10 protein-coding genes and 2 rRNA genes are annotated in these 19,184 nt (G+C 66.6%); 4 read left to right on the top strand and 8 right to left on the bottom strand.

Annotation, left to right across the window (positions count from 1 at the left end):
• Positions 1-212: 212 nt before the first annotated feature.
• Together IWX89_RS00005 and rrf are read left to right on the top strand one after the other, a co-directional pair.
• Positions 213-3,341 (top strand): 23S ribosomal RNA (locus IWX89_RS00005).
• Positions 3,342-3,475: 134 nt separating this feature from the next.
• Positions 3,476-3,592 (top strand): 5S ribosomal RNA (rrf, locus tag IWX89_RS00010).
• A gap of 127 nt (positions 3,593-3,719) precedes the next feature.
• Here the strand turns inward: rrf and IWX89_RS00015 are convergent.
• The 7 genes from IWX89_RS00015 to IWX89_RS00045 all read right to left on the bottom strand — a co-directional run bounded on the left by IWX89_RS00015 (position 3,720) and on the right by IWX89_RS00045 (position 14,815).
• The gene (locus tag IWX89_RS00015) at positions 3,720-4,340 is read right to left on the bottom strand and encodes a histidine phosphatase family protein (protein ID WP_196901558.1); all 621 of its coding nucleotides are present in this window, start codon (positions 4,338-4,340) and stop codon (positions 3,720-3,722) included.
• Between the two features lie 45 nt (positions 4,341-4,385).
• A complete protein-coding gene (locus IWX89_RS00020; protein WP_196901559.1) occupies positions 4,386-5,702 on the bottom strand; it encodes a glycosyltransferase 87 family protein in 1,317 nt (438 codons plus the stop codon).
• A 167-nt stretch (positions 5,703-5,869) separates the two neighbouring features.
• On the bottom strand, positions 5,870-6,754 hold the full coding sequence (locus IWX89_RS00025) for a fructose-bisphosphatase class II family protein (RefSeq protein WP_196901560.1): 885 nt from the start codon (positions 6,752-6,754) through the stop codon (positions 5,870-5,872).
• 90 nt (positions 6,755-6,844) lie between these two features.
• Complete coding sequence (locus IWX89_RS00030) at positions 6,845-10,237, bottom strand: DEAD/DEAH box helicase (protein ID WP_196901561.1); 3,393 nt, start codon at positions 10,235-10,237, stop codon at positions 6,845-6,847.
• A 68-nt stretch (positions 10,238-10,305) separates the two neighbouring features.
• Entirely contained in the window at positions 10,306-11,847 is a 1,542-nt protein-coding gene (locus IWX89_RS00035; RefSeq protein WP_196901562.1) for an APC family permease, read from the bottom strand.
• Positions 11,848-11,862: 15 nt separating this feature from the next.
• A complete protein-coding gene (locus IWX89_RS00040; protein WP_196901563.1) occupies positions 11,863-12,762 on the bottom strand; it encodes a universal stress protein in 900 nt (299 codons plus the stop codon).
• Between the two features lie 49 nt (positions 12,763-12,811).
• Complete coding sequence (locus IWX89_RS00045) at positions 12,812-14,815, bottom strand: primary-amine oxidase (protein ID WP_196901564.1); 2,004 nt, start codon at positions 14,813-14,815, stop codon at positions 12,812-12,814.
• Positions 14,816-15,067: 252 nt separating this feature from the next.
• On the opposite strand from IWX89_RS00045, the gene IWX89_RS00050 reads away from it, so the two are divergent.
• Positions 15,068-17,221: an ATP-dependent Clp protease ATP-binding subunit gene (locus tag IWX89_RS00050; protein WP_196901565.1), complete on the top strand. Its 2,154-nt coding sequence runs from the start codon at positions 15,068-15,070 to the stop codon at positions 17,219-17,221.
• 126 nt (positions 17,222-17,347) lie between these two features.
• A complete protein-coding gene (locus IWX89_RS00055) occupies positions 17,348-18,394 on the top strand; it encodes a zinc-dependent alcohol dehydrogenase family protein (protein WP_196901566.1) in 1,047 nt (348 codons plus the stop codon).
• An 80-nt stretch (positions 18,395-18,474) separates the two neighbouring features.
• Here IWX89_RS00055 and IWX89_RS00060 read toward each other — a convergent pair whose 3' ends face one another.
• A complete protein-coding gene (locus IWX89_RS00060; protein WP_196901567.1) occupies positions 18,475-19,068 on the bottom strand; it encodes a nitroreductase family protein in 594 nt (197 codons plus the stop codon).
• Positions 19,069-19,184: the final 116 nt, after the last annotated feature.

Here is a 19,184-nt window from a genome sequence, read left to right on the forward strand (position 1 = left end):
TTCCTCTGGACCTTTTCTCAGTCACATCATTCGTGGCTGGGTGAGGGTACCGCCCGTACTTTGAGAACTACACAGTGGACGCGAGCATCTTAAATTTGATCGGACTTCGGTCCGACAGATTACAAAGATCAAAACACTCTTTGAGTGTTAGATCATTGGTCAATTTCTGCTCCGGCGTAAGTCGGGGCACCAATCGATTCAAACTCATGTGATTTCAAATTTCTAAGAGCAAACGGTGAATGCCTTGGCATGTAGAGCCGAAGAAGGACGTAGTAATCTGCGATAAGCCTCGGGGAGTTGATAAACGAACTGTGATCCGAGGATGTCCGAATGGGGAAACCCCGCCAGGCCCGTAAGGTGACCTGGTGACTCCCGCCTGAATATATAGGGCGGGTAGAGGGAACGTGGGGAAGTGAAACATCTCAGTACCCACAGGAAGAGAAAACAACAGTGATTCCGTTAGTAGTGGCGAGCGAAACCGGATGAGGCTAAACCGATCATGTGTGATAGCCGGCAGGCGTTGCATGGTCGGGGTTGCGGGACTTTTCTGCTGCTTCTGCCGAACAGTGAGGGTTAGAACGTTGTATAGACGAACAGGATTGAAAGCCTGGTCATAGAGGGTGCGAACCCCGTAGTCGAAATGCAGCAATCGCCCGAAGAGTATCCCAAGTAGCACGGGGCCCGAGAAATCCCGTGTGAATCCGTCAGGACCACCTGATAAGCCTAAATACTCCTACATGACCGATAGTGAACAAGTACCGTGAGGGAAAGGTGAAAAGTACCCCGGGAGGGGAGTGAAATAGTACCTGAAACCGTTTGCTTACAAACCGTTGGAGCCAGCTTTGTTCTGGTGACAGCGTGCCTTTTGAAGAATGAGCCTGCGAGTTAGTGATATGTGGCGAGCTTAACCCGAGAGGGGAATGCGTAGCGAAAGCGAGTCTGAATAGGGCGATTCAGTCGCATGTCCTAGACCCGAAGCGAAGTGATCTATCCATGGCCAGGTTGAAGCGACGGTAAGACGTCGTGGAGGACCGAACCCACTTCAGTTGAAAATGGAGGGGATGAGCTGTGGATAGGGGTGAAAGGCCAATCAAACTTCGTGATAGCTGGTTCTCTCCGAAATGCATTTAGGTGCAGCGTTGCGTGTTTCTTGCCGGAGGTAGAGCTACTGGATGGCCGATGGGGCCTAAAAGCTTACTGACGTCAGCCAAACTCCGAATGCCGGTAAGTGAGAGCGCAGCAGTGAGACGGTGGGGGATAAGCTTCATCGTCGAGAGGGAAACAACCCAGACCACCAACTAAGGTCCCAAAGCGCGTGCTAAGTGGGAAAGGATGTGGAGTTGCACAGACAACCAGGAGGTTGGCTTAGAAGCAGCCACCCTTGAAAGAGTGCGTAATAGCTCACTGGTCAAGTGATTCCGCGCCGACAATGTAACGGGGCTCAAGCACGCCACCGAAGTTGTGGCATTGATATTTTTGGTAAGCCGCACCCTTGTGGTGTTGGTTCAGCCGTGTTGATGGGTAGGAGAGCGTCGTGTGGCCAGCGAAGCGGCGGTGTAAACCAGCCGTGGAGGCTACACGAGTGAGAATGCAGGCATGAGTAGCGAAAGACGGGTGAGAAACCCGTCCTCCGAAAGATCAAGGTTTCCAGGGCCAGGCTAATCCGCCCTGGGTAAGTCGGGACCTAAGGCGAGGCCGACAGGCGTAGTCGATGGACAACGGGTTTATATTCCCGTACTGGCGAAAAACCGCCCAAGCTAATCCAGTAATGCTAAGCATCTGAATCCCCTAGACGGATCCCTTCGGGGTGACGCGTGGGGCCTAGCGTGCGACCCTATGCTGGTGCGGTTAGCGTATTAACAGGTGTGACGCAGGAAGGTAGCTGAGCCGGGCGATGGTTGTCCCGGTCTAAGGATGTAGGCCGAGAGATAGGCAAATCCGTCTCTCGTATAAGGCTGAGACCCGATGGGTAGCCCGTAAGGGCGAAATCAGTGATCCTATGCTGCCAAGAAAAGCATCGACGCGAGGTTTTAGTCACCCGTACCCCAAACCGACTCAGGTGATCAGGTAGAGAATACTAAGGAGATCGAGAGAATCGTGGTTAAGGAACTCGGCAAAATGCCCCCGTAACTTCGGGAGAAGGGGGGCCTGAGGCGTGAACGGACTTGCTCCGGGAGCGTTCGAAGGCCGCAGAGACCAGTGGGAAGCGACTGTTTACTAAAAACACAGGTCCGTGCCAAGTCGCAAGACGATGTATACGGACTGACGCCTGCCCGGTGCTGGAAGGTTAAGAGGAACGGTTAGCCGCAAGGCGAAGCTGAGAATTTAAGCCCCAGTAAACGGCGGTGGTAACTATAACCATCCTAAGGTAGCGAAATTCCTTGTCGGGTAAGTTCCGACCTGCACGAATGGCGTAACGACTTCCCAGCTGTCTCAACCGCGAACTCGGCGAAATTGCATTACGAGTAAAGATGCTCGTTACGCGCAGCAGGACGGAAAGACCCCGTGACCTTTACTACAGCTTGGTATTGGTGTTCGGTGTGGCTTGTGTAGGATAGGTGGGAGACTGTGAAGCTTGGACGCTAGTTCAGGTGGAGTCAACGTTGAAATACCACTCTGGTCATATTGGATATCTAACTTCGAACCGTGATCCGGTTCAGGGACAGTGCCTGGTGGGTAGTTTAACTGGGGCGGTTGCCTCCTAAAAAGTAACGGAGGCGCCCAAAGGTTCCCTCAACCTGGTTGGCAATCAGGTGTCGAGTGTAAGTGCACAAGGGAGCTTGACTGTGAGACTGACAAGTCGAGCAGGGACGAAAGTCGGGACTAGTGATCCGGCAGTGGCTTGTGGAAGCGCTGTCGCTCAACGGATAAAAGGTACCTCGGGGATAACAGGCTGATCTTGCCCAAGAGTCCATATCGACGGCATGGTTTGGCACCTCGATGTCGGCTCGTCGCATCCTGGGGCTGGAGTAGGTCCCAAGGGTTGGGCTGTTCGCCCATTAAAGCGGTACGCGAGCTGGGTTTAGAACGTCGTGAGACAGTTCGGTCCCTATCCGCTGCGCGCGCAGGAAATTTGAGAAGATCTATCCCTAGTACGAGAGGACCGGGATGGACGAACCTCTGGTGTGTCAGTTGTTCCGCCAGGAGCACCGCTGATTAGCTACGTTCGGAACGGATAACCGCTGAAAGCATCTAAGCGGGAAGCCGGCTTCGAGATGAGATTTCCATCCCTTCGGGGGAGAGGCTCGCAGCTAGACTACTGCGTTGATAGGCCGGATGTGGAAGAGGGGACTAAAGACCCTTGGAGCTGACCGGTACTAATAAGCCAATAATTTGATAACACACCAGTTTGAATAAGCTGCAAGCGTCCACTATGTGGTTCTCGATGTACGGTCGAGAACAACGCCTCACGGTGTCTAATAAACACCAGGGGCTCTATAACTGAAAAATATAGAATCGATTCATCGAAAGATGTTTCGGCGGCTATAGCGAGAGGGAAACGCCCGGTCACATTCCGAACCCGGAAGCTAAGACTCTCTGCGCCGATGGTACTGCAGGGGGGACCCTGTGGGAGAGTAGGACACCGCCGGACTTAACTTAGCAAGAGCAGAATGGCCACCCATCGGGTGGCCATTTTGCGTTAACAAGACGGCCACCCCGACAGGTGGCCGTCCTGCGTTAACGCCCCGGGGTCTCGACCGGCTCGACCACCGCCGCGCTCAGCGGGCCGGGACTGACTCGAACTCGTCGTCCTCGGAGAGGACCTCTCCGTTCAGCACGTCGAGGGTCCAGCCGGCGGGCCCGCTCTGCGCCACCGTGAGGGCGGCGTTGGTGATCGTCGGGATCGGACGGTCCAGGATGCGCATCAGGCTCAACCGGATCAGGGTGCCGTGGCTGACCACGATGATGCGGGCGCCCGGGTAGTCGAGCGCAAGCATCCGCAGGGCCTCGACCCCCCTGTCGGCGACGTCGCCCTCCGATTCGGCGCCGCGGAAGCCGCCGTTGCCGGTCGGTCCCCCCGGCTCGCGCAGGGCCTCGAGCTCGGCTCCGGCACCCAGGCCCTCGGCGAGGCCGTAGTCCCGTTCCACGAGCGAGGGGATGCGCTGGGTCACCGTCAGTCCCAGGCCGGCAGCGATCAGGTCGGCCGTCTCGGCCGCTCGGGACAGGGGCGAGGAGACCAGGAAGTCCCAGTCGTAGGGTGCCAGAGCGCCGACCGCGTCGACTGCCTGCCCCCTCCCGGTGTCGTTGAGGGGGATATCGGACCGACCCTGGATGCGCAGTGCGGCGTTCCAGTCGGTCTGTCCGTGGCGGATAAGGGCGAAGGTAGTTGCAGGACTCACCCGTCCATTGTCCTCTAGTGTCCTGGTGACGTTGCCTTCCCGGCGTCAGTCCCGGCCGACCGCGACGGTGCGCACGCTGGACCGGGTGGCCGACCCGAGGGTTCGGGGTGTGGAGCGCACCAGACGGAGCAGGGCGATTACCGACCAGCCGAGCATGACCACGAGGAGCACATTGCGGGCGGTCAGGAGCAGGACGGCGAAGGGATCCCCGTCGACCAGGGGCAGGTAGAAGACCGGGAAGATCAGGGTCGTCAGCACGCTGATGGCGAGCATCAGATAGACCGGGGCGCGCCATTGCGGCCAGGCCGTGGCGGCGCCGACGACCACGATCGGCACGAGCCAGAGCATGTACTGCGGCGAGCCGACCTTGTTGAAGACGATGAAGGCGCCGACGAGGGAGAGCGAGCCGAGCAGTAGCAGGCGGGCAGGGTCGCTGCGCCGGCGGAGCCCGATCAGCATGAGGGTGAGCACCGCGGCGAGCATCAGGAACATCAGCGGCGTCATCAACTCTGCGACGAGCGCGGTGCCGGGGCCGGCGACCTCCCTGGTCGCAATGGCATAGTTCTGGTAGATGGCCGTGTCCGGCCTTCCGGAGACGGCCAGCCACACCCAGGGTGTGGTGACGGGCGCCTCGAGCTGGAGGGCGCGGTCGGACTGCATGGTGACGAACCCGGTGAGGAACCGGATTCCACCCGAGGCCCACACGATCAGGGCGACACCGGCGCTCATGGCCGCACCGGTCACCGCGACCAGCGTGCGCCGGGTGGAGACCGTGACGACGGCCAGCATCACCGCCGCCGGCCAGACCTTGATCCAGGTGGCGGCTGTGAGCAGTGCGGCGGCCACGATCGGGCGGCGGGAGAGCAGGACGAGACCGGTGATCACGAGGGGTGCGGTGAGTCCCTCCAGCCGGAGAAGGCCGACGGGGCTCAGTACGAAGCTGAGCAGCAGCCAGAGCCAGGCGGCCCGATACCCGCGGGCGTCCCGGCCCCGATCGGTGAGCGCGGCCACGGCGATCGCGTTGAGCGACATCGTCATCAGGAACCACAGCAGCTGGTAGAGCAGGGGACCGCCGACGGCGGCGAAGACGATCGGCACGAGGGCCCCGATGGGGTACACCCACTCGACGTCGATGCCCTGCCAGAGGTGGTGCACGAGGCCGTTCTCCGCCCAGGTGCGGTAAAGCGGAAGATCGCCCAGGACGTTGCCGGTGAGGATGGCGGGCAACAGGGCGAGCAGGAACAGGACATGGAGGGCCAGGAAGCCCAGGACCAGGGTGCGCGGGGAATGAAGCCAGGCGAGCCGGGCCGGGGTGAGGGCGTGGAAGAGCCGGCGATCGGCCCGGTCGAGAAGCTGGGACACGGCACTCACCTCTGCAGACGACGGCACCGGGTGCGGTGCCTGACGCCAGCGTAGAAACCCCAGATGACAGGCAGGCTGCGTGCGGGCATCCATTGGGTGACAGTTCTGAGAGTGCTCTCAGCGGGGGAGGCTCACGCCGGCCTGCCGCGGATCACGTCACGGGCGGCTCAGGTCACGGGTGAGGAAGCGAAAAGCACCCGGCTGCTGGCGACGAGATCGGAGACGTCGAAGAGACGGGCCAGGTCACGGCCGGCCGCGTGCGCCCCGAGCGCCTCGGCCTCGCTCTGCGGCGCCATCCGGCCCAGCATGACGCCACCGAGCGCGCGAACCGCGCAGGCCGCGATAACACCCTCCGGGGTTCCGCCGATTCCCATCACGAGGTCGAGCGCGGTGCCGGGGGTCGCGGCGGCGATGGCCGTGGACACGTCCCCTTCGGCGGTGAGGCTCACGGTCGCGCCGGCGGCCCGGAGCTCGCGGATCAGGGCCGCATGACGGGGTTTGTCGAGCACCGCGACCGTGAGCGAGGTCTCGGCGAGGCCGCTGGCCGCCGCGTAGGCGCGGAGGTTCTCCGTGGGTGAGCGTCGGAGGTCGAGCACGCCGAGGCCGGCTGCCCCCGCGATGAGTTTCTCCATGTAGAAAACGCCGGCCGGATCGAACATCGTGCCGCGGGGGGCAATCGCGATGACGCTCACCGCGCCCGGGCGGGCGAGCGCGGCGAGGCTGGTGCCGTCGAGCGGGTCGACGGCGATGTCGCACTCCGGACCCTGCCCGCTGCCGAGCCGTTCCCCGTTCGCGAGCATCGGGGCGGCGTCCTTCTCGCCCTCGCGGATCACGACGGTTCCGGAGAATGGGGCACCCATCAGGACCGCCCGCATCGCGGCCACCGCGGCCGCGTCCGCGGCGATCTTGTCGCCGCGCCCGACCCAGGCCCTGGCGGCCAGGGCGGCGGCCGCCGTCGAGGAGCGGATCGCCTCGACCAGGTCCGCCGGCCACGCCTCGGCGCCGATGACGGTGGTTTCGGCGCCGCCCTCGGAAGGACTGTGCTGCTGCATCCACCACCCCAATGCTCTGGTTCGGCCCGGTGACCGTGCACTTCCAGCGTACCGGGCGGCCGGATCACACCATCGCGGTCCGGGCTGCAGTCAGGAGAGCAGTTCCCGGATGTCGGCGGCCGTCAGTGCGGCGGCGCGAGGCGCGGCATCCGTCATGACGCTCTCGAACAGGCGCGCCTTGGTGGCCTTGAGCGCCATCACCTTCTCCTCGATCGTGTCCTTGGCGACCAGCCGGTAGACCATGACATTCTTCGTCTGGCCGATCCGGTGCACCCGGTCGACGGCCTGCGCCTCGGTGGCCGGGTTCCACCACGGGTCGAGCAGGATGACATAGTCGGCCTCGGTCAGGTTCAGGCCGAACCCGCCGGCCTTGAGGCTGATCAGGAAGACCGAGTTGGTGCCGTTCTTGAAGTCGTCGATCGTGCGGGCCCGGCCACGGGTCTTGCCGTCAAGATAGGAGTAGCTGATCCCGGCGGCGTCGAGCCGGTCCCGGGCCTTTCCGAGGTACTGGGTGAACTGGCTGAAGATGAGGGTGCGGTGCCCCTCGGCGACGGTGTCCTCCAGTAGCTCGAGCAGCGCGTCGAGCTTGGTGGACGGGACCCCGGCGTACTTCTCGTCGTACAGGCTCGCGTCGAGGCTGAGCTGACGCAGCATGGTGAGCGAGCGGAAGATCTCGAACCTGTTGGCGTTCAGGTCCTCGATCAGCCCGAGCACCTTCTGCCGTTCCCTGGCCAGGTGCATGTCATAGACCTTGCGGTGCTTCGGGTTCAGCTCGAGTTCGAGCACCTGTTCCTGCTTCTCCGGAAGGTCGCCGGCCACCTGGTCCTTGGTGCGGCGCAGCATGAACGGGCGGATGCGGCGGCGCAGCTGGGTGAGCCGGTCAGTGTCCGCGTCGGTCTCGATCGGTTTGCGGTAGTAGTCGGTGAACCGGCCGGGGCTCGGGAAAAGGCCGGGCGCGGTGATCGACAGCAGCGACCAGAGCTCCATCAGGTTGTTCTCCATCGGCGTGCCCGTGATCGCGAGCTTGAACGGCGTCTTCAGGCGGCGCGCGCACTGGTGCGCCCTGGCCTGGTGGTTCTTCACGAATTGGGCCTCGTCGAGCAGGAGGCCCGCCCAGTCCAGCCCGTCGTAGTCGTCGAAGTCGAGCCGGAACAGTGTGTACGAGGTGATCACTACATCGGCGCCGGCGGCGACGGAGGCGAGGCTCGTGGCGCGCTTGACCGCGGTCTGGGTGATCGTGGCGACGCGAAGGTCAGGGGCGAAACGGGCGCACTCCGCCGCCCAGTTCGAGACCACGCTCGTGGGGGCCACCACGAGGAACGGCGCGCCCGGAGTCGAGGCGGACGCCTGGTCTCGGGCGTGAGCGATCAGGGCGATCGCCTGCAGTGTCTTGCCGAGCCCCATGTCATCGGCGAGGATGCCGCCGAGCCGGTGGTCGTAGAGGAAGCTGAGCCAGTCGAATCCGGACTGCTGGTAGGCGCGCAGGGTGGCGTGGACCGCGGCGGGGAGCGGGCGCCGGTCGATCCGGTCGGCATCCGTGAGCCCGGCGACGGCGGCGCGCCACCCGGCGGCCTGTTCGGAGACGACGCCGAGGGCCTGCAGTTCCTCCCAGAGATCGGCCTGGAACCGGCTGAGGCCGAGGGACTGCGCACCGCCGTCCTGCAGGCCGCGGGCCTCCTCGATCAGCCGGCGGAGCTGGTGCAGTTCGGGGCGGTCGAGGCTGAACCAGGTGCCGCTGTCCAGGATCAGGATCTCCTGGTCGGCGGCCAGCGCCCGGAACAGATCGTCGAACGGGATCTCCTCTTCGTCGATGCTGACGGTCACCGCGAGGTCGAACCAGTCCCGGCTGGCGGTGCTCTCTGTGGTGGCCAGGCTGATCACGGGGGCATCGTCGGCGGGGCGGTAGCGGGGCGCGTCGGGGCTGACCGTGACCCGGATGTCGTCGCGCGCCTCGAGCTCGGCCAGGGCCCCGGCCAGGAAATCGATCATGGCGGCGCCCGCGAGGGTCGCGACCGTGGCCAGGCGAGGCAGGCCCTCGTCCACCGGCGCGAGCGAGGGGATACCGGTGAGCACCGGCAGGACGTCGGTGAGGATGGCCTGTTCGCGCGTGGCGTCCCTGAACCGGGTGTCGCCGGGCGCCGGCCGGAGGGTGCTGCGATAGAGCGCGCCGGCCGTGCCGGTCTCCGCCGTGCCCGTCTCAGCCCCGGCGGCGAGGTACTCCCAGTCCCAGTGCAGTTCGAGGCGCGCCCCCGGTCGGTGGGTGACCTGGAGGGCGAGCCGTGGCCGGGGCGTTTCCGGCAGGTCGAAGGAGCCGTCGATGCTGGTCAGGGTGAGCTTCCGGCGCAGGAACGGGTAGAAGTCGGCGAGGAACAGGGCCTCGTCGGCGCCGGGGACGACGAGGGCGTCGGCGGACGCGGCCAGGGCGAGCAGCTCCGCGCCGAGCTGGTGTTCGAGCGGCGCGAGGGTGAGCACGGCGCCCGCGTCGCCCAGTTCCGTGCCCGCCGCGGGCTCCGCCCAGGTGAACACGCCGTGGGCGGGGCTGCCGATGAAACCGAATTCGGTGCGGTCGAGCCTGCGCCCGTCCAGGATGACAGCGGGCAAGAGGGTGAGGGCGCCGTCGGCCCGGCGGATGTCGAGTTCGAGCGCGGCGGGGCCCGGCGACACGTCCACCCGCGCCCGGCCGCTCGCGGTGGTGACCAGGGCCAGCCCGGCCGTGCTCGCCTCGGCGAGGATCTCCCAGAACGCCCGGTTGGCGAAGCCGTCGAGCAGGATCCACTGCTGGGCGTAGCCGGTGGATCGGTTGCCGGCGGAGTAAAGCGCATAGAGCGCCTTGAGCACCGCCAGCTGGGCGGGGTCGTAGGCGCCGTAGACGTAGGCGAGGTTGTCCCAGGTGAGATTGCCGCGGATCCACTTTCCCTTCTTACCCATGACCACCGGGCGCGCGGCCAGCCGCCTGGGCCTGGCGCCGCCGCCGGCGAACCGTCCGTCGCGGACCGGGTCCTGCAGTTCGAACTGCAGTCCGACCGCCGTGATCGCCGGGACAGCGGATGCCGGTCGGGCGAGCGGCGCGAGGGCGCGCTGCCAGTCCGGCAGGACGGGCGGAGCGAGCGGGCCGGCGGACGGCTCGAACCGGGGCATCCGCCGGTCGCCGACCGCCCGGCCGGGTTCGCCGGCCGCCGTGCCATCGCCCGGCGAGCCCGCGGTCGCGATCAGGAGGGCCGCCACATGCTTGCAGTTCTTCTTCATCGGGCAGGTGCACACGCCGGAGGCGCGCACGAGAGCGCCCGCCGCGTTGGCGGTGAAGGACACGGTCACGGCGTACGGCGCCGGCCGGGTGCCCTGCACCTCACCGAAAAGCTGGGTACCGGTGCCGAACCATTCCGGCTGGTTGACGTTGCCGTTGCGGGCATAGCGCTCGCCGCGGGAGAACGCCTGGCTGCCCACCAGTAGCGCGATCTGGTGGGAACTGAGCGAATGAGCCATGGTGAGGGCTCCTATTCTCCCACGGGACTGCGGCGTCGGCGCGGCCGGGGGCGCGCCGACGATCCGGGCTAGGCGTGGTCGGTCGAGGAACCCTTTCGGAGCGTGCGGCCCTGGAAGAACGCCGGGTCGGCCCGGCGCATCAGCAGCATCAGCACCACGCCGCCGACGAACAACACCATGGCGAGGATGAAGACGAGACCGACCCCGCCGATGTTCGATCCGCTGCCGTAGTCGGGGTTCATGCTGTCATACAGGGTGGTCGCGAAGATCACGGCGAGGATGACCCCGCCGACGAGAGGGGCGAGGAACTTGAGCAGGAACGCCCTGGCTTGGGTGAAGGCCTCGGCCCGGAAATACCAGACGCAGGCGAACGCGGTGACGCCGTAGTAGAAGCAGATCATCATGCCGAGGGTCAGGATGGTGTCGGTGAGGACATCCGTGCTGAGCACCCGCATCACCGCGTAGAACACCCAGGCCACGATGCCGGCCATCACGGTGGCGAAGCCCGGCGACTTGTAGCGCGGGCTGATCGAGGCGAATCGCTTCGGGAAGGCCTTGTAGTGGCCCATCGCGAGCATGGTGCGCGCGGGGCCGACGAAGGTGGACTGCAGCGATGCCGCCGAGCTCGACAGCACGGCCAGGGACATCAGGATCGCGAACGGTCCCATCACCGGCCCGGCGAGGGCGGCGAAGACGTTGCCCTGGATGTCTTCGTTGCCGAGGCCGAGTTCGCCGGTGCCGACGCCGGAGAACATCAGGGCCGCGACGGCAACCAGGATGTAGAGCGCGAAGATGATGCCGACCGTGAGGGTGGCCGCGCGCCCGGGGGTGGTCTTGGGGTTCTTCGTCTCCTCGTTCATGGTGAGGGTCACGTCCCAGCCCCAGAAGATGAAGATCGAGAGCGACACCCCGGCCGCGAAGGCGGAGAACGACGGGGCGAGGAACGGGTTGAACCAGTCGGCGCTGAAGCCGAGGGCGTCGAACGCCGTGCCGTTGCCGAAGTGCACCAGGGCGGCGACGCTGAACCAGACCAGCACGACCAGCTGGAAGGCCACGAGCACGTACTGCACCGCCTTGGTGGTCTCCATCCCCCGATAGGAGATGTAACAGGCCGCGACCATGAAGACCAGGCAGGTGAGCACGTTGATGACCACGTTGGAGGCCAGATCGGCCAGGTCGGGGTTGCCGAACAGCTGGGCGAGCATGAGGTAGAAGAAGTCGACGGCGACGCCGGCGAGGTTGGACAGCACGACCACCGTGGCGACGATGAGCCCCCAGCCGCCCATCCAGCCGATCCACGGTCCGAACGCGCGGGTGGCCCAGGTGAAGGAGGTGCCGGCATCCGGCATGGCGTTGTTGAGCTCCCGGTAGCCGAGGGCCACCAGCAGCATCGGGATGAAGCCGACCAGGAAGATGCCGGGCATCTGCGTGCCGACGGCTGCGACCGTCGGACCGAGCGAAGCCGTCAGGGTGTAAGCGGGGGCGATGCAGGAGATGCCGATCACGGTGGCGCCGAGCAGCCCGATCGAGCCGGCGCTCAAGCCCTTGTCGGACAGGCCGCCGGCGGTGGTGGAGGCTCCGGCGGAGCCCGAGGAATGGATGTTCGTCATCGGAGCGTCTTTCTGTCAGTGCGTCAGCCGGGCGTGGGTGCCGGTGGGGACGACGATCAGGGGCACGGGCAGGGCGTGCAGCATGCGGTGGGCCGTGATGCCGAGGAAGATCGTGGTGGGCTGGGCGAGCCGGCTCGACCCGACGAAGGCGATCTCGGTCTCCTGCCAGTCGAGGGCCTCGACTGCGGCCTCCACGCTGTGGCCGGACGCCACCTCGGTGGTGATGTCCCCGTGCGCCCGGGAGTGTGTCGAGAAGTAGTCGAGCACGGTGCGCAGGTGGGCGCCGCTCTCGTTCTCGTCGGCCACCGCCTCGCCGCCGGTGGCGTGGGTGCGGTGGGCGTCGACCTCGACCAGGGTGACGAAGCGCAGGTCGACGGTGAGGCCCTCCGAGAACGCGAGCACCGAGTCGAGCAGGGTGCGCCAGCCCGGCCGGGTGCCGATCGCGCAGGTGATCCGCGTGATCTGTTCAGGGGCGCGGTAGCCGTGCGGCGCGAGGGCGACGGGCACCGGTGAGGCGTGCAGCAGCGCGTTGGCCACACTGCCGATCGTGAACCGGTTCAGGATGCCGCGGCGGGACGCGCCGACGATGATCCGGTCCGAGTCGAACCGTTCGACCGCTTGCAGCAGCCCCTCCGTGGCCGAATCCGCCCAGAGCAGGTGCGTCGTCCAGGCGATGTCCGCGGGGATCCGCAGCGCGGCCTGGGCGAGCCATTCCAGGCCCTGCTCCTCGAGCAGGGCCTGGAAGTCCGAGGCAGACGCTCCCACCTTGGCGGGCACGGCGGAGGAGTGCGGCAGCACGAGGCAGAGTCGCAACTCGGCCCCGGTCAGGCGCGCCAGGGCGACACCCAATTCGATGGCTTCGTTGCCGCGTTCGGTCGCTTCGTAGGCGACGACGTAGTTCGCTACTCGGGTCACTGCTCACTCCTTCGATTCTGTGGTGCCGCGCGATTCTGTGGTGCCGCGGTCAGTGCTGGTGCTCTGCGTGCCCGCCATGGTCGTGCCCGTCGTGCCCGCCATGCTCGTCGTGCTCCGCGTGCTCGTCGTGTGCGCCGGCGGTTCCCGGGGCGCAGTGTGCGCTCGGGCTGGGTTCCACGTCGAGCGACGGGTTGCGGTCGAAGAAACCGACCGGTTTCAGCCAGAACGACACGGTGTCGGCCGGCATGACCGGCCATTCCTCCGGCCGGGTGATGTGGTGGATGCCAAAAACGTACCAGAGCACGAGGTCGGTGTCGCGGACGGATCGACCGGCCTGGATCCACTCGGGCAGACCGTGGTCCACCGAACTCTGGTTGACGAACTCGCCGCAGGGCCAGCGCTCCGTCTGGTCGTTCGGGGTGACCCAGACGGTGTGCCCGATCACCTGGGCGCGCTGCAGGGCCGGCGCGGCGGCGTCGAAGAACGACGGGATGGCGCCGCCGGGCACGAGCTTGTAGGAGACGGGCGTGCCGAGGCCGTTGAGCGACTTCTCGTTCACGACCTTCCAGGCCCGCTGGGTGTTCCACTCGAAGTCGTCGAAGCCCTCGGTCTCGATCGGCGTGTTCTGCTGGGTCAGCGCCAGGCCGAGCGGGTTCGCCTCGCTGATCGGTTCGATCCGGGTCTCGGAGCGGAAGACCGTGTTCTCCGGGCCGTCGATGTCGAGGTCCATCCGGGCGACGATGAAGTGCTGGTGGAACGGCGCGTAGGTGCGGGTGTCGACGAGCGTGCCGTTCGGATGCGGCTGGCCGGCGTCGAGGTGGGTGACCACCATGATCCCGGTGGCGCGCACCTCGCACTCCATGTTGCCGTCCTGGTAGAAGCGCCAGTAGACGAGGTACTCGTAGTTCGCGACGGTGACGTGGAAGGACACGACGAGCCGGCGCATCCGTCGGACCTCGGCGCCGCCGTCGTGGTCGACGTGCTTCCAGAGCACCGCGTTGTCCTCCTCGTGGATGCAGAAGGCGTTCGGGATCGTGTACGGCTCGCCCTTGCTGTTGTGCAGCACGGCGTCGAGGTAGCGGATCTCGCCGAGGCAGTCGCAGCCGAGCTCGAGCGAGGTGGTCATGAAGCCGAGACCCCACTCGCCGATGTCGAATGCGGTGCGGCGGAAGTGGTCGACGCTGGGGTCGCGGTAGGGCACGACCATTTCGGCGAAGGAGAGCCGGTTGGCGATCGGGCGCACCCGGCCGCCGTCGGCGTAGCTCACGTTGTGCAGGGTCATGCCCTCGCGGTAGTTGAACCCGACCCGGAGCGACCAGTTCTGCCACTGGACCAGGTTGCCCTCGACAGTGAAGCTCGGCCCGTCGGACTGCACGATGTCGAGCGGCGCGAGCGGCGGGCGGCGGCTGAGCTCGCGGATGCGCGGCGGGATCAGGTGGGGAACGTACTCGCCCATCACCTCCGGGCGTTCGACCTCGAACGAGTCCTCGATCTCGAGGAGTTCCATGGTGTTCACGTCGATGACGAAGTGCAGGCCGCTGACCGGCCCGGCGTAGGGGTTCGCGCCCTTCTCCCGGCGCACCCAGATGTCCGCCCAGCCGAGACGGCGGCCGCGGAACCGGTCGGGGATCACGGCGTCGCCGTAGGTCCAGGTGTCGATGAACACATTGTCGAGGTCGGTGATGCCCCGGCCGGCGAGCACGGCGATCACATCGGGGTGGGCGCGGAGGGCGGTATCGGCCTCGTCCCACTCGTCCACGGTGAAGTTCGCCTGCACCCCGGGCACCGTGGCCCAGTCGAGCAGCGCGTCGTCGGTGAGGGAGACGACCGCGACCCAGGTGCTGTTCTCCGCGCGGTTGAGCACGACGAGCCTGGCCCGCCGATCCGGCACGGTGCCGTCGGCTTCGAAGGCCCGGACGGCGCCCTTGGGGGGTTCGACGAGTTCGATCGACGCGAAGCGCCAGCCGTCGCCGACCCCGTGTTCGCGGGCGAGGATGGCGGACGCCGCGCTGAACTCGGCTGCGGCAAGTGGATCGAGCGGGTGAAAGGCCATCGTGATTCCTCTGCGTTGAAGAGTTGATGTCTCTGGGGCGTGAAGATGCGGTCATCCACACCGTACATCCAGAGGGCGGTTCATGGAGCCGAAAAAGAGCGGTCACCGGGCAGTCGACTCACCTGCCTGCCCTGTGTTCGGCGGGCGCGGTGCTGGCGTGTCGGTCGAATATGAAATAAAGTTGAGTCGACAAGGCTCAGCTTTTCCGCCGGTCTCCGCGTGGGGCCGGCCGGCCAGAGAGAGGATCTCCCGATGCAAGCAGGTCAGCAGCCGCCCCAGGAAGACGCCAAGACGGCCCTCGAGCAGTACGGGGTCAACCTCACCGAGATCGCCAAGAGCGGCAAGCTCGACCCGGTGATCGGCCGGGACGCGGAGATCCGCCGGGTCAGCCAGGTGCTCACCCGGCGCACCAAGAACAACCCCGTGCTCATCGGCGAACCCGGTGTCGGCAAGACGGCGGTCGTGGAGGGCCTCGCCCAGCGCATCGTCGCCGGCGACGTCGCCGATTCGCTCAAGGGCAAGCAGCTCGTCTCCCTGGACCTTGCGGCCCTGGTCGCCGGGGCCAAGTACCGCGGCGAGTTCGAGGAGCGGCTCAAGGCCGTGCTCAAGGAGATCAACGACGCCGAGGGCCAGATCATCACCTTCGTCGACGAGCTGCACACGCTGATGGGGGCGGGCGGCGGCGAAGGCTCGGTCGCGGCCTCGAACATGCTCAAGCCGATGCTGGCCCGCGGCGAACTGCGCCTGATCGGCGCCACCACCCTCAACGAGTACCGCGAGTTCATCGAGAAGGATGCCGCGCTGGAGCGCCGCTTCCAGCCGGTGCTGGTGGACGAGCCGAGCGTCGAGGACACCGTGGCCATCCTGCGCGGGCTCAAGGAGCGCTACGAGGCCCACCACAAGGTGTCGATCGCGGATGCGGCGCTGGTGGCCGCGGCATCCCTCTCCAACCGGTACATCACCGCCCGGCAGCTGCCGGACAAGGCCATCGACCTCATCGACGAGGCCGCGAGCCGGCTGCGGATGGAGATCGACTCTGCGCCGGTGGAGATCGACGAGCTGCGCCGAAGCGTCGACCGGCTCAAGCTCGAGGAGCTGGCGCTGAAGAAGGAGAAGGACGCCGCGTCGAAGCAGCGGCTGGAGAAGCTGCGCGGGGACCTGGTCGAGCGGGAGGCGAACCTGGCCGGGCTGCAGGCCCGCTGGGACAAGGAGCGGTCCTCGCTCAACCGGATCGGCGAGCTCAAGGAGAAGCTGGACACGGCGCGGAGCGCCGCCGACCGGGCCCAGCGCGAGGGCAACCTGGAGAAGGCGTCCCGGCTGCTCTACGGCGACATCCCGGTGATGGAGCGCGAGCTGGCGGAGGCGGAGCGGGCGGAATCCGACGGGCCCCGGATGGTCAACGACCACGTCACTGCGGAGGACATCGCCGCGGTCGTGGCCATGTGGACCGGCATCCCGGTGGGCCGGCTGTTGCAGGGCGAGACGGACAAGCTGCTGAACCTGGAGGGCGAGCTCGGACACCGGCTGATCGGGCAGAAGGAGGCCGTGCGCGCGGTCGCCGACGCCGTGCGCCGCAGCCGGGCCGGCATCTCCGACCCGGACCGGCCGACCGGGTCGTTCCTCTTCCTCGGCCCGACCGGCGTCGGCAAGACCGAACTGGCCAAGGCGCTCGCCGAGTTCCTCTTCGACGACGAGAAGGCGATGGTGCGCATCGACATGAGCGAGTACGGGGAGAAGTTCTCCGTCTCCCGGCTCGTCGGGGCTCCCCCCGGTTACATCGGCTATGAGCAGGGCGGGCAGCTCACCGAGGCCGTGCGCCGGCGCCCCTACTCGGTGATCCTGTTCGACGAGGTGGAGAAGGCGCATCCCGAGGTCTTCGACGTTCTGCTTCAGGTGCTCGACGACGGCCGGCTGACGGATGGCCAGGGCCGCACGGTCGATTTCCGCAACACGATCCTGGTGCTGACCTCGAACCTCGGTTCGCAGATCCTGATCGACGCGAGCCTCAACCGGCAGCAGAAGGAGGACGCCGTGCAGCAGCTCGTGCGGCAGACCTTCAAGCCGGAGTTCGTCAACCGTCTCGACGACATCGTCGTGTTCGAATCGCTGTCGATGGAGGACCTCGGCCAGATCGTCGAACTGCTCGTGGACCGGCTGGAGCGGCGCCTGGTCGAGCGGCGGCTCGAGCTCGCGGTGACCCCGGATGCCCGGTCCTGGCTGGCCGAACGCGGCTACGACCCGATCTACGGCGCGCGACCGTTGCGCCGGCTGATGCAGACCGAGATCGACGACCGCCTCGCGACCGCGCTGCTTTCGGGCAGGATCCGCGACGGCGACACGGTGCTGGTGGACCTGGACCCCGACGCGGACGCCCTCACGGTGGCATCCGCCCCCGCCCTGGTCTGATGTGCCGCGAGAGTGCAGTTTTCGCCCCCCGGGCACCTCGATAAGGGCGAAAACTGCACTTTCGCGGCCAGCGAAAACCGGGGTCACGGACGGGCGACGGTCAGGAGCGGCACCTAGGCTCGAAGCATGCGTGCAACAGTGATTTACGGCGAACGGGATGTTCGCCTCGAAGAAGTCCCCGACCCCATTCTTTCCACCGGCGGTGACGCCATCGTGCGCGTCGTCGCAGCCTGCGTCTGCGGCTCGGACCTCTGGCCCTACCGCGGCGTGCAGCCGACCGACGAACCACACCGGATCGGCCACGAATTCGTCGGCATCGTCGAGGAGATCGGCGCCGACGTCTCCACTATCAAGGTCGGCGACTTCGTCATCGCGCCGTTCTACGACTGCGACAACACCTGCGTCAACTGTCGCAACGGCGTCAGCACCTCCTGCCTGAACGGCGGCTGGTGGGGCTCCGATGACAAGCTCGGCGGCTTCGCCGACGGCGCCCAGGGCGAGAAGGTGCGCGTGCCGCACGCGGACGGCTCGCTCGTGGCGACTCCGATCCAGCCGACCGACGCCCAGGTTCCGGGCCTCCTCACCCTCGCCGACGTGATGGGCACCGGCCACCACGCCGCGGTATCGGCCGGGGTCACCACCGGCAGCACCGTCGTCGTCGTCGGCGACGGCGCGGTCGGGCTCTGCGGCATCATCGCCGCCAAGCGCCTCGGCGCCTCCCGGATCGTGGCCATGTCGCGTAACCCCGAACGTCAGGCCGTTGCCCGCGAGTTCGGCGCGACCGACATCGTCGAAGAGCGTGGCGACGCGGGCGTTGCCCGCATCCGGGAGATCTTCGACGGCATCGGCGCGGACTGCGTGCTCGAGTGCGTCGGCACGAAGGAATCGATGGAGCAGGCCATCGCGTCGGCGCGACCCGGCGGAATGGTCGGCTATGTCGGCGTGCCCACCGGCGGTCCGATCGAAGTGCGACCGCTGTTCGGCCGCAACGTCGGGCTCAACGGCGGCGTCGCATCCGTGCGCGCCTACGTCGAGGAACTGCTGCCCGAGGTGCTCTCCGGAGCGATCAACCCCGGCCGCGTGTTCGACCTCGAACTGCCGCTCTCCGACGTCGCCGAGGCGTACGCCGCCATGGACGAGCGCCGCGCGATCAAGGTGCTCCTCCGCCCGTAACCCGTTGTCCGTGCCCGGCCTGTCGCACCGGCGGGGCACGGGGAACTCTCGCGGGTGCCGCGGACGGTCGTGCGGGGTGGTTAGTCGTTGACCAGGAGGAGCTCGGCAAGCGGCTTGCGGGTGCGGGGTGCGCGCTCCCGTTCGAGCAGCTCGGGCGACAGCGCATCGGCGTCGCCGAGCACGCCGAGAACGGTGACCGAGACGACGGCCTGGTCCTCGCCGAGGCCGAACGCCTGGGCAAGCGCCGGCGCGTCGAATCCGCCGAGCTGGTGGGTGTGCAGTCCCTCGTGCTGCGCCTGGATGGTGAGGTGGGCGACCGCCTGGCCGAGGTCGTACCGGGCCCACGGGTTCTCCCGGGTCTCGTCGATCGGCAGGGTGGCGACATTGACGATCAAGACGGATGCCGCATCCGCCCACGCCTTGTTGAAGCCCATCAGGGTGGCGTGGATCTTCGCGAAGCTCTCGGAGCCGCGGCGGGCGACGATGTACCGTGCCGGCTGCAGGTTGCTGGCCGACGGCGCCCAACGGGCGGCCTCGAGCACGGTGGTGAGGGTGTCCTCGTCGATGACCGCGGACGGGTCGAAGCCACGCGGACTCCAGCGGCCGGCCAGCACGGGGAGGATCGGCGACGCGGTGTCGGCGTCGCGGCTGAGGGTGTCGGTGATCAGGGTCATGATGCCCGCTTTCGGTTGGGAGGACGTGGCGGGGCTTCGTCGACCCGGTTGATCCAACGCATCCGTCACCGTTTTATTCCATGCGCACGCATCCACCGGTCCTCGCGGCCGGCGAG

It is taken from the genome of Cryobacterium sp. MP_M3 (genome assembly GCF_015752155.1).
Lineage (GTDB): Bacteria > Actinomycetota > Actinomycetes > Actinomycetales > Microbacteriaceae > Cryobacterium.

Coding starts and splice junctions, on each gene's coding strand:
- IWX89_RS00035 (WP_196901562.1), bottom strand. CDS start 11,847: ATGACGAACATCCATTCCTCGGGCTCCGCCGGAGCCTCCACCACCGCC.
- IWX89_RS00050 (WP_196901565.1), top strand. CDS start 15,068: ATGCAAGCAGGTCAGCAGCCGCCCCAGGAAGACGCCAAGACGGCCCTC.
- IWX89_RS00030 (WP_196901561.1), bottom strand. CDS start 10,237: ATGGCTCATTCGCTCAGTTCCCACCAGATCGCGCTACTGGTGGGCAGC.
- IWX89_RS00055 (WP_196901566.1), top strand. CDS start 17,348: ATGCGTGCAACAGTGATTTACGGCGAACGGGATGTTCGCCTCGAAGAA.
- IWX89_RS00060 (WP_196901567.1), bottom strand. CDS start 19,068: ATGACCCTGATCACCGACACCCTCAGCCGCGACGCCGACACCGCGTCG.
- IWX89_RS00025 (WP_196901560.1), bottom strand. CDS start 6,754: ATGCAGCAGCACAGTCCTTCCGAGGGCGGCGCCGAAACCACCGTCATC.
- IWX89_RS00045 (WP_196901564.1), bottom strand. CDS start 14,815: ATGGCCTTTCACCCGCTCGATCCACTTGCCGCAGCCGAGTTCAGCGCG.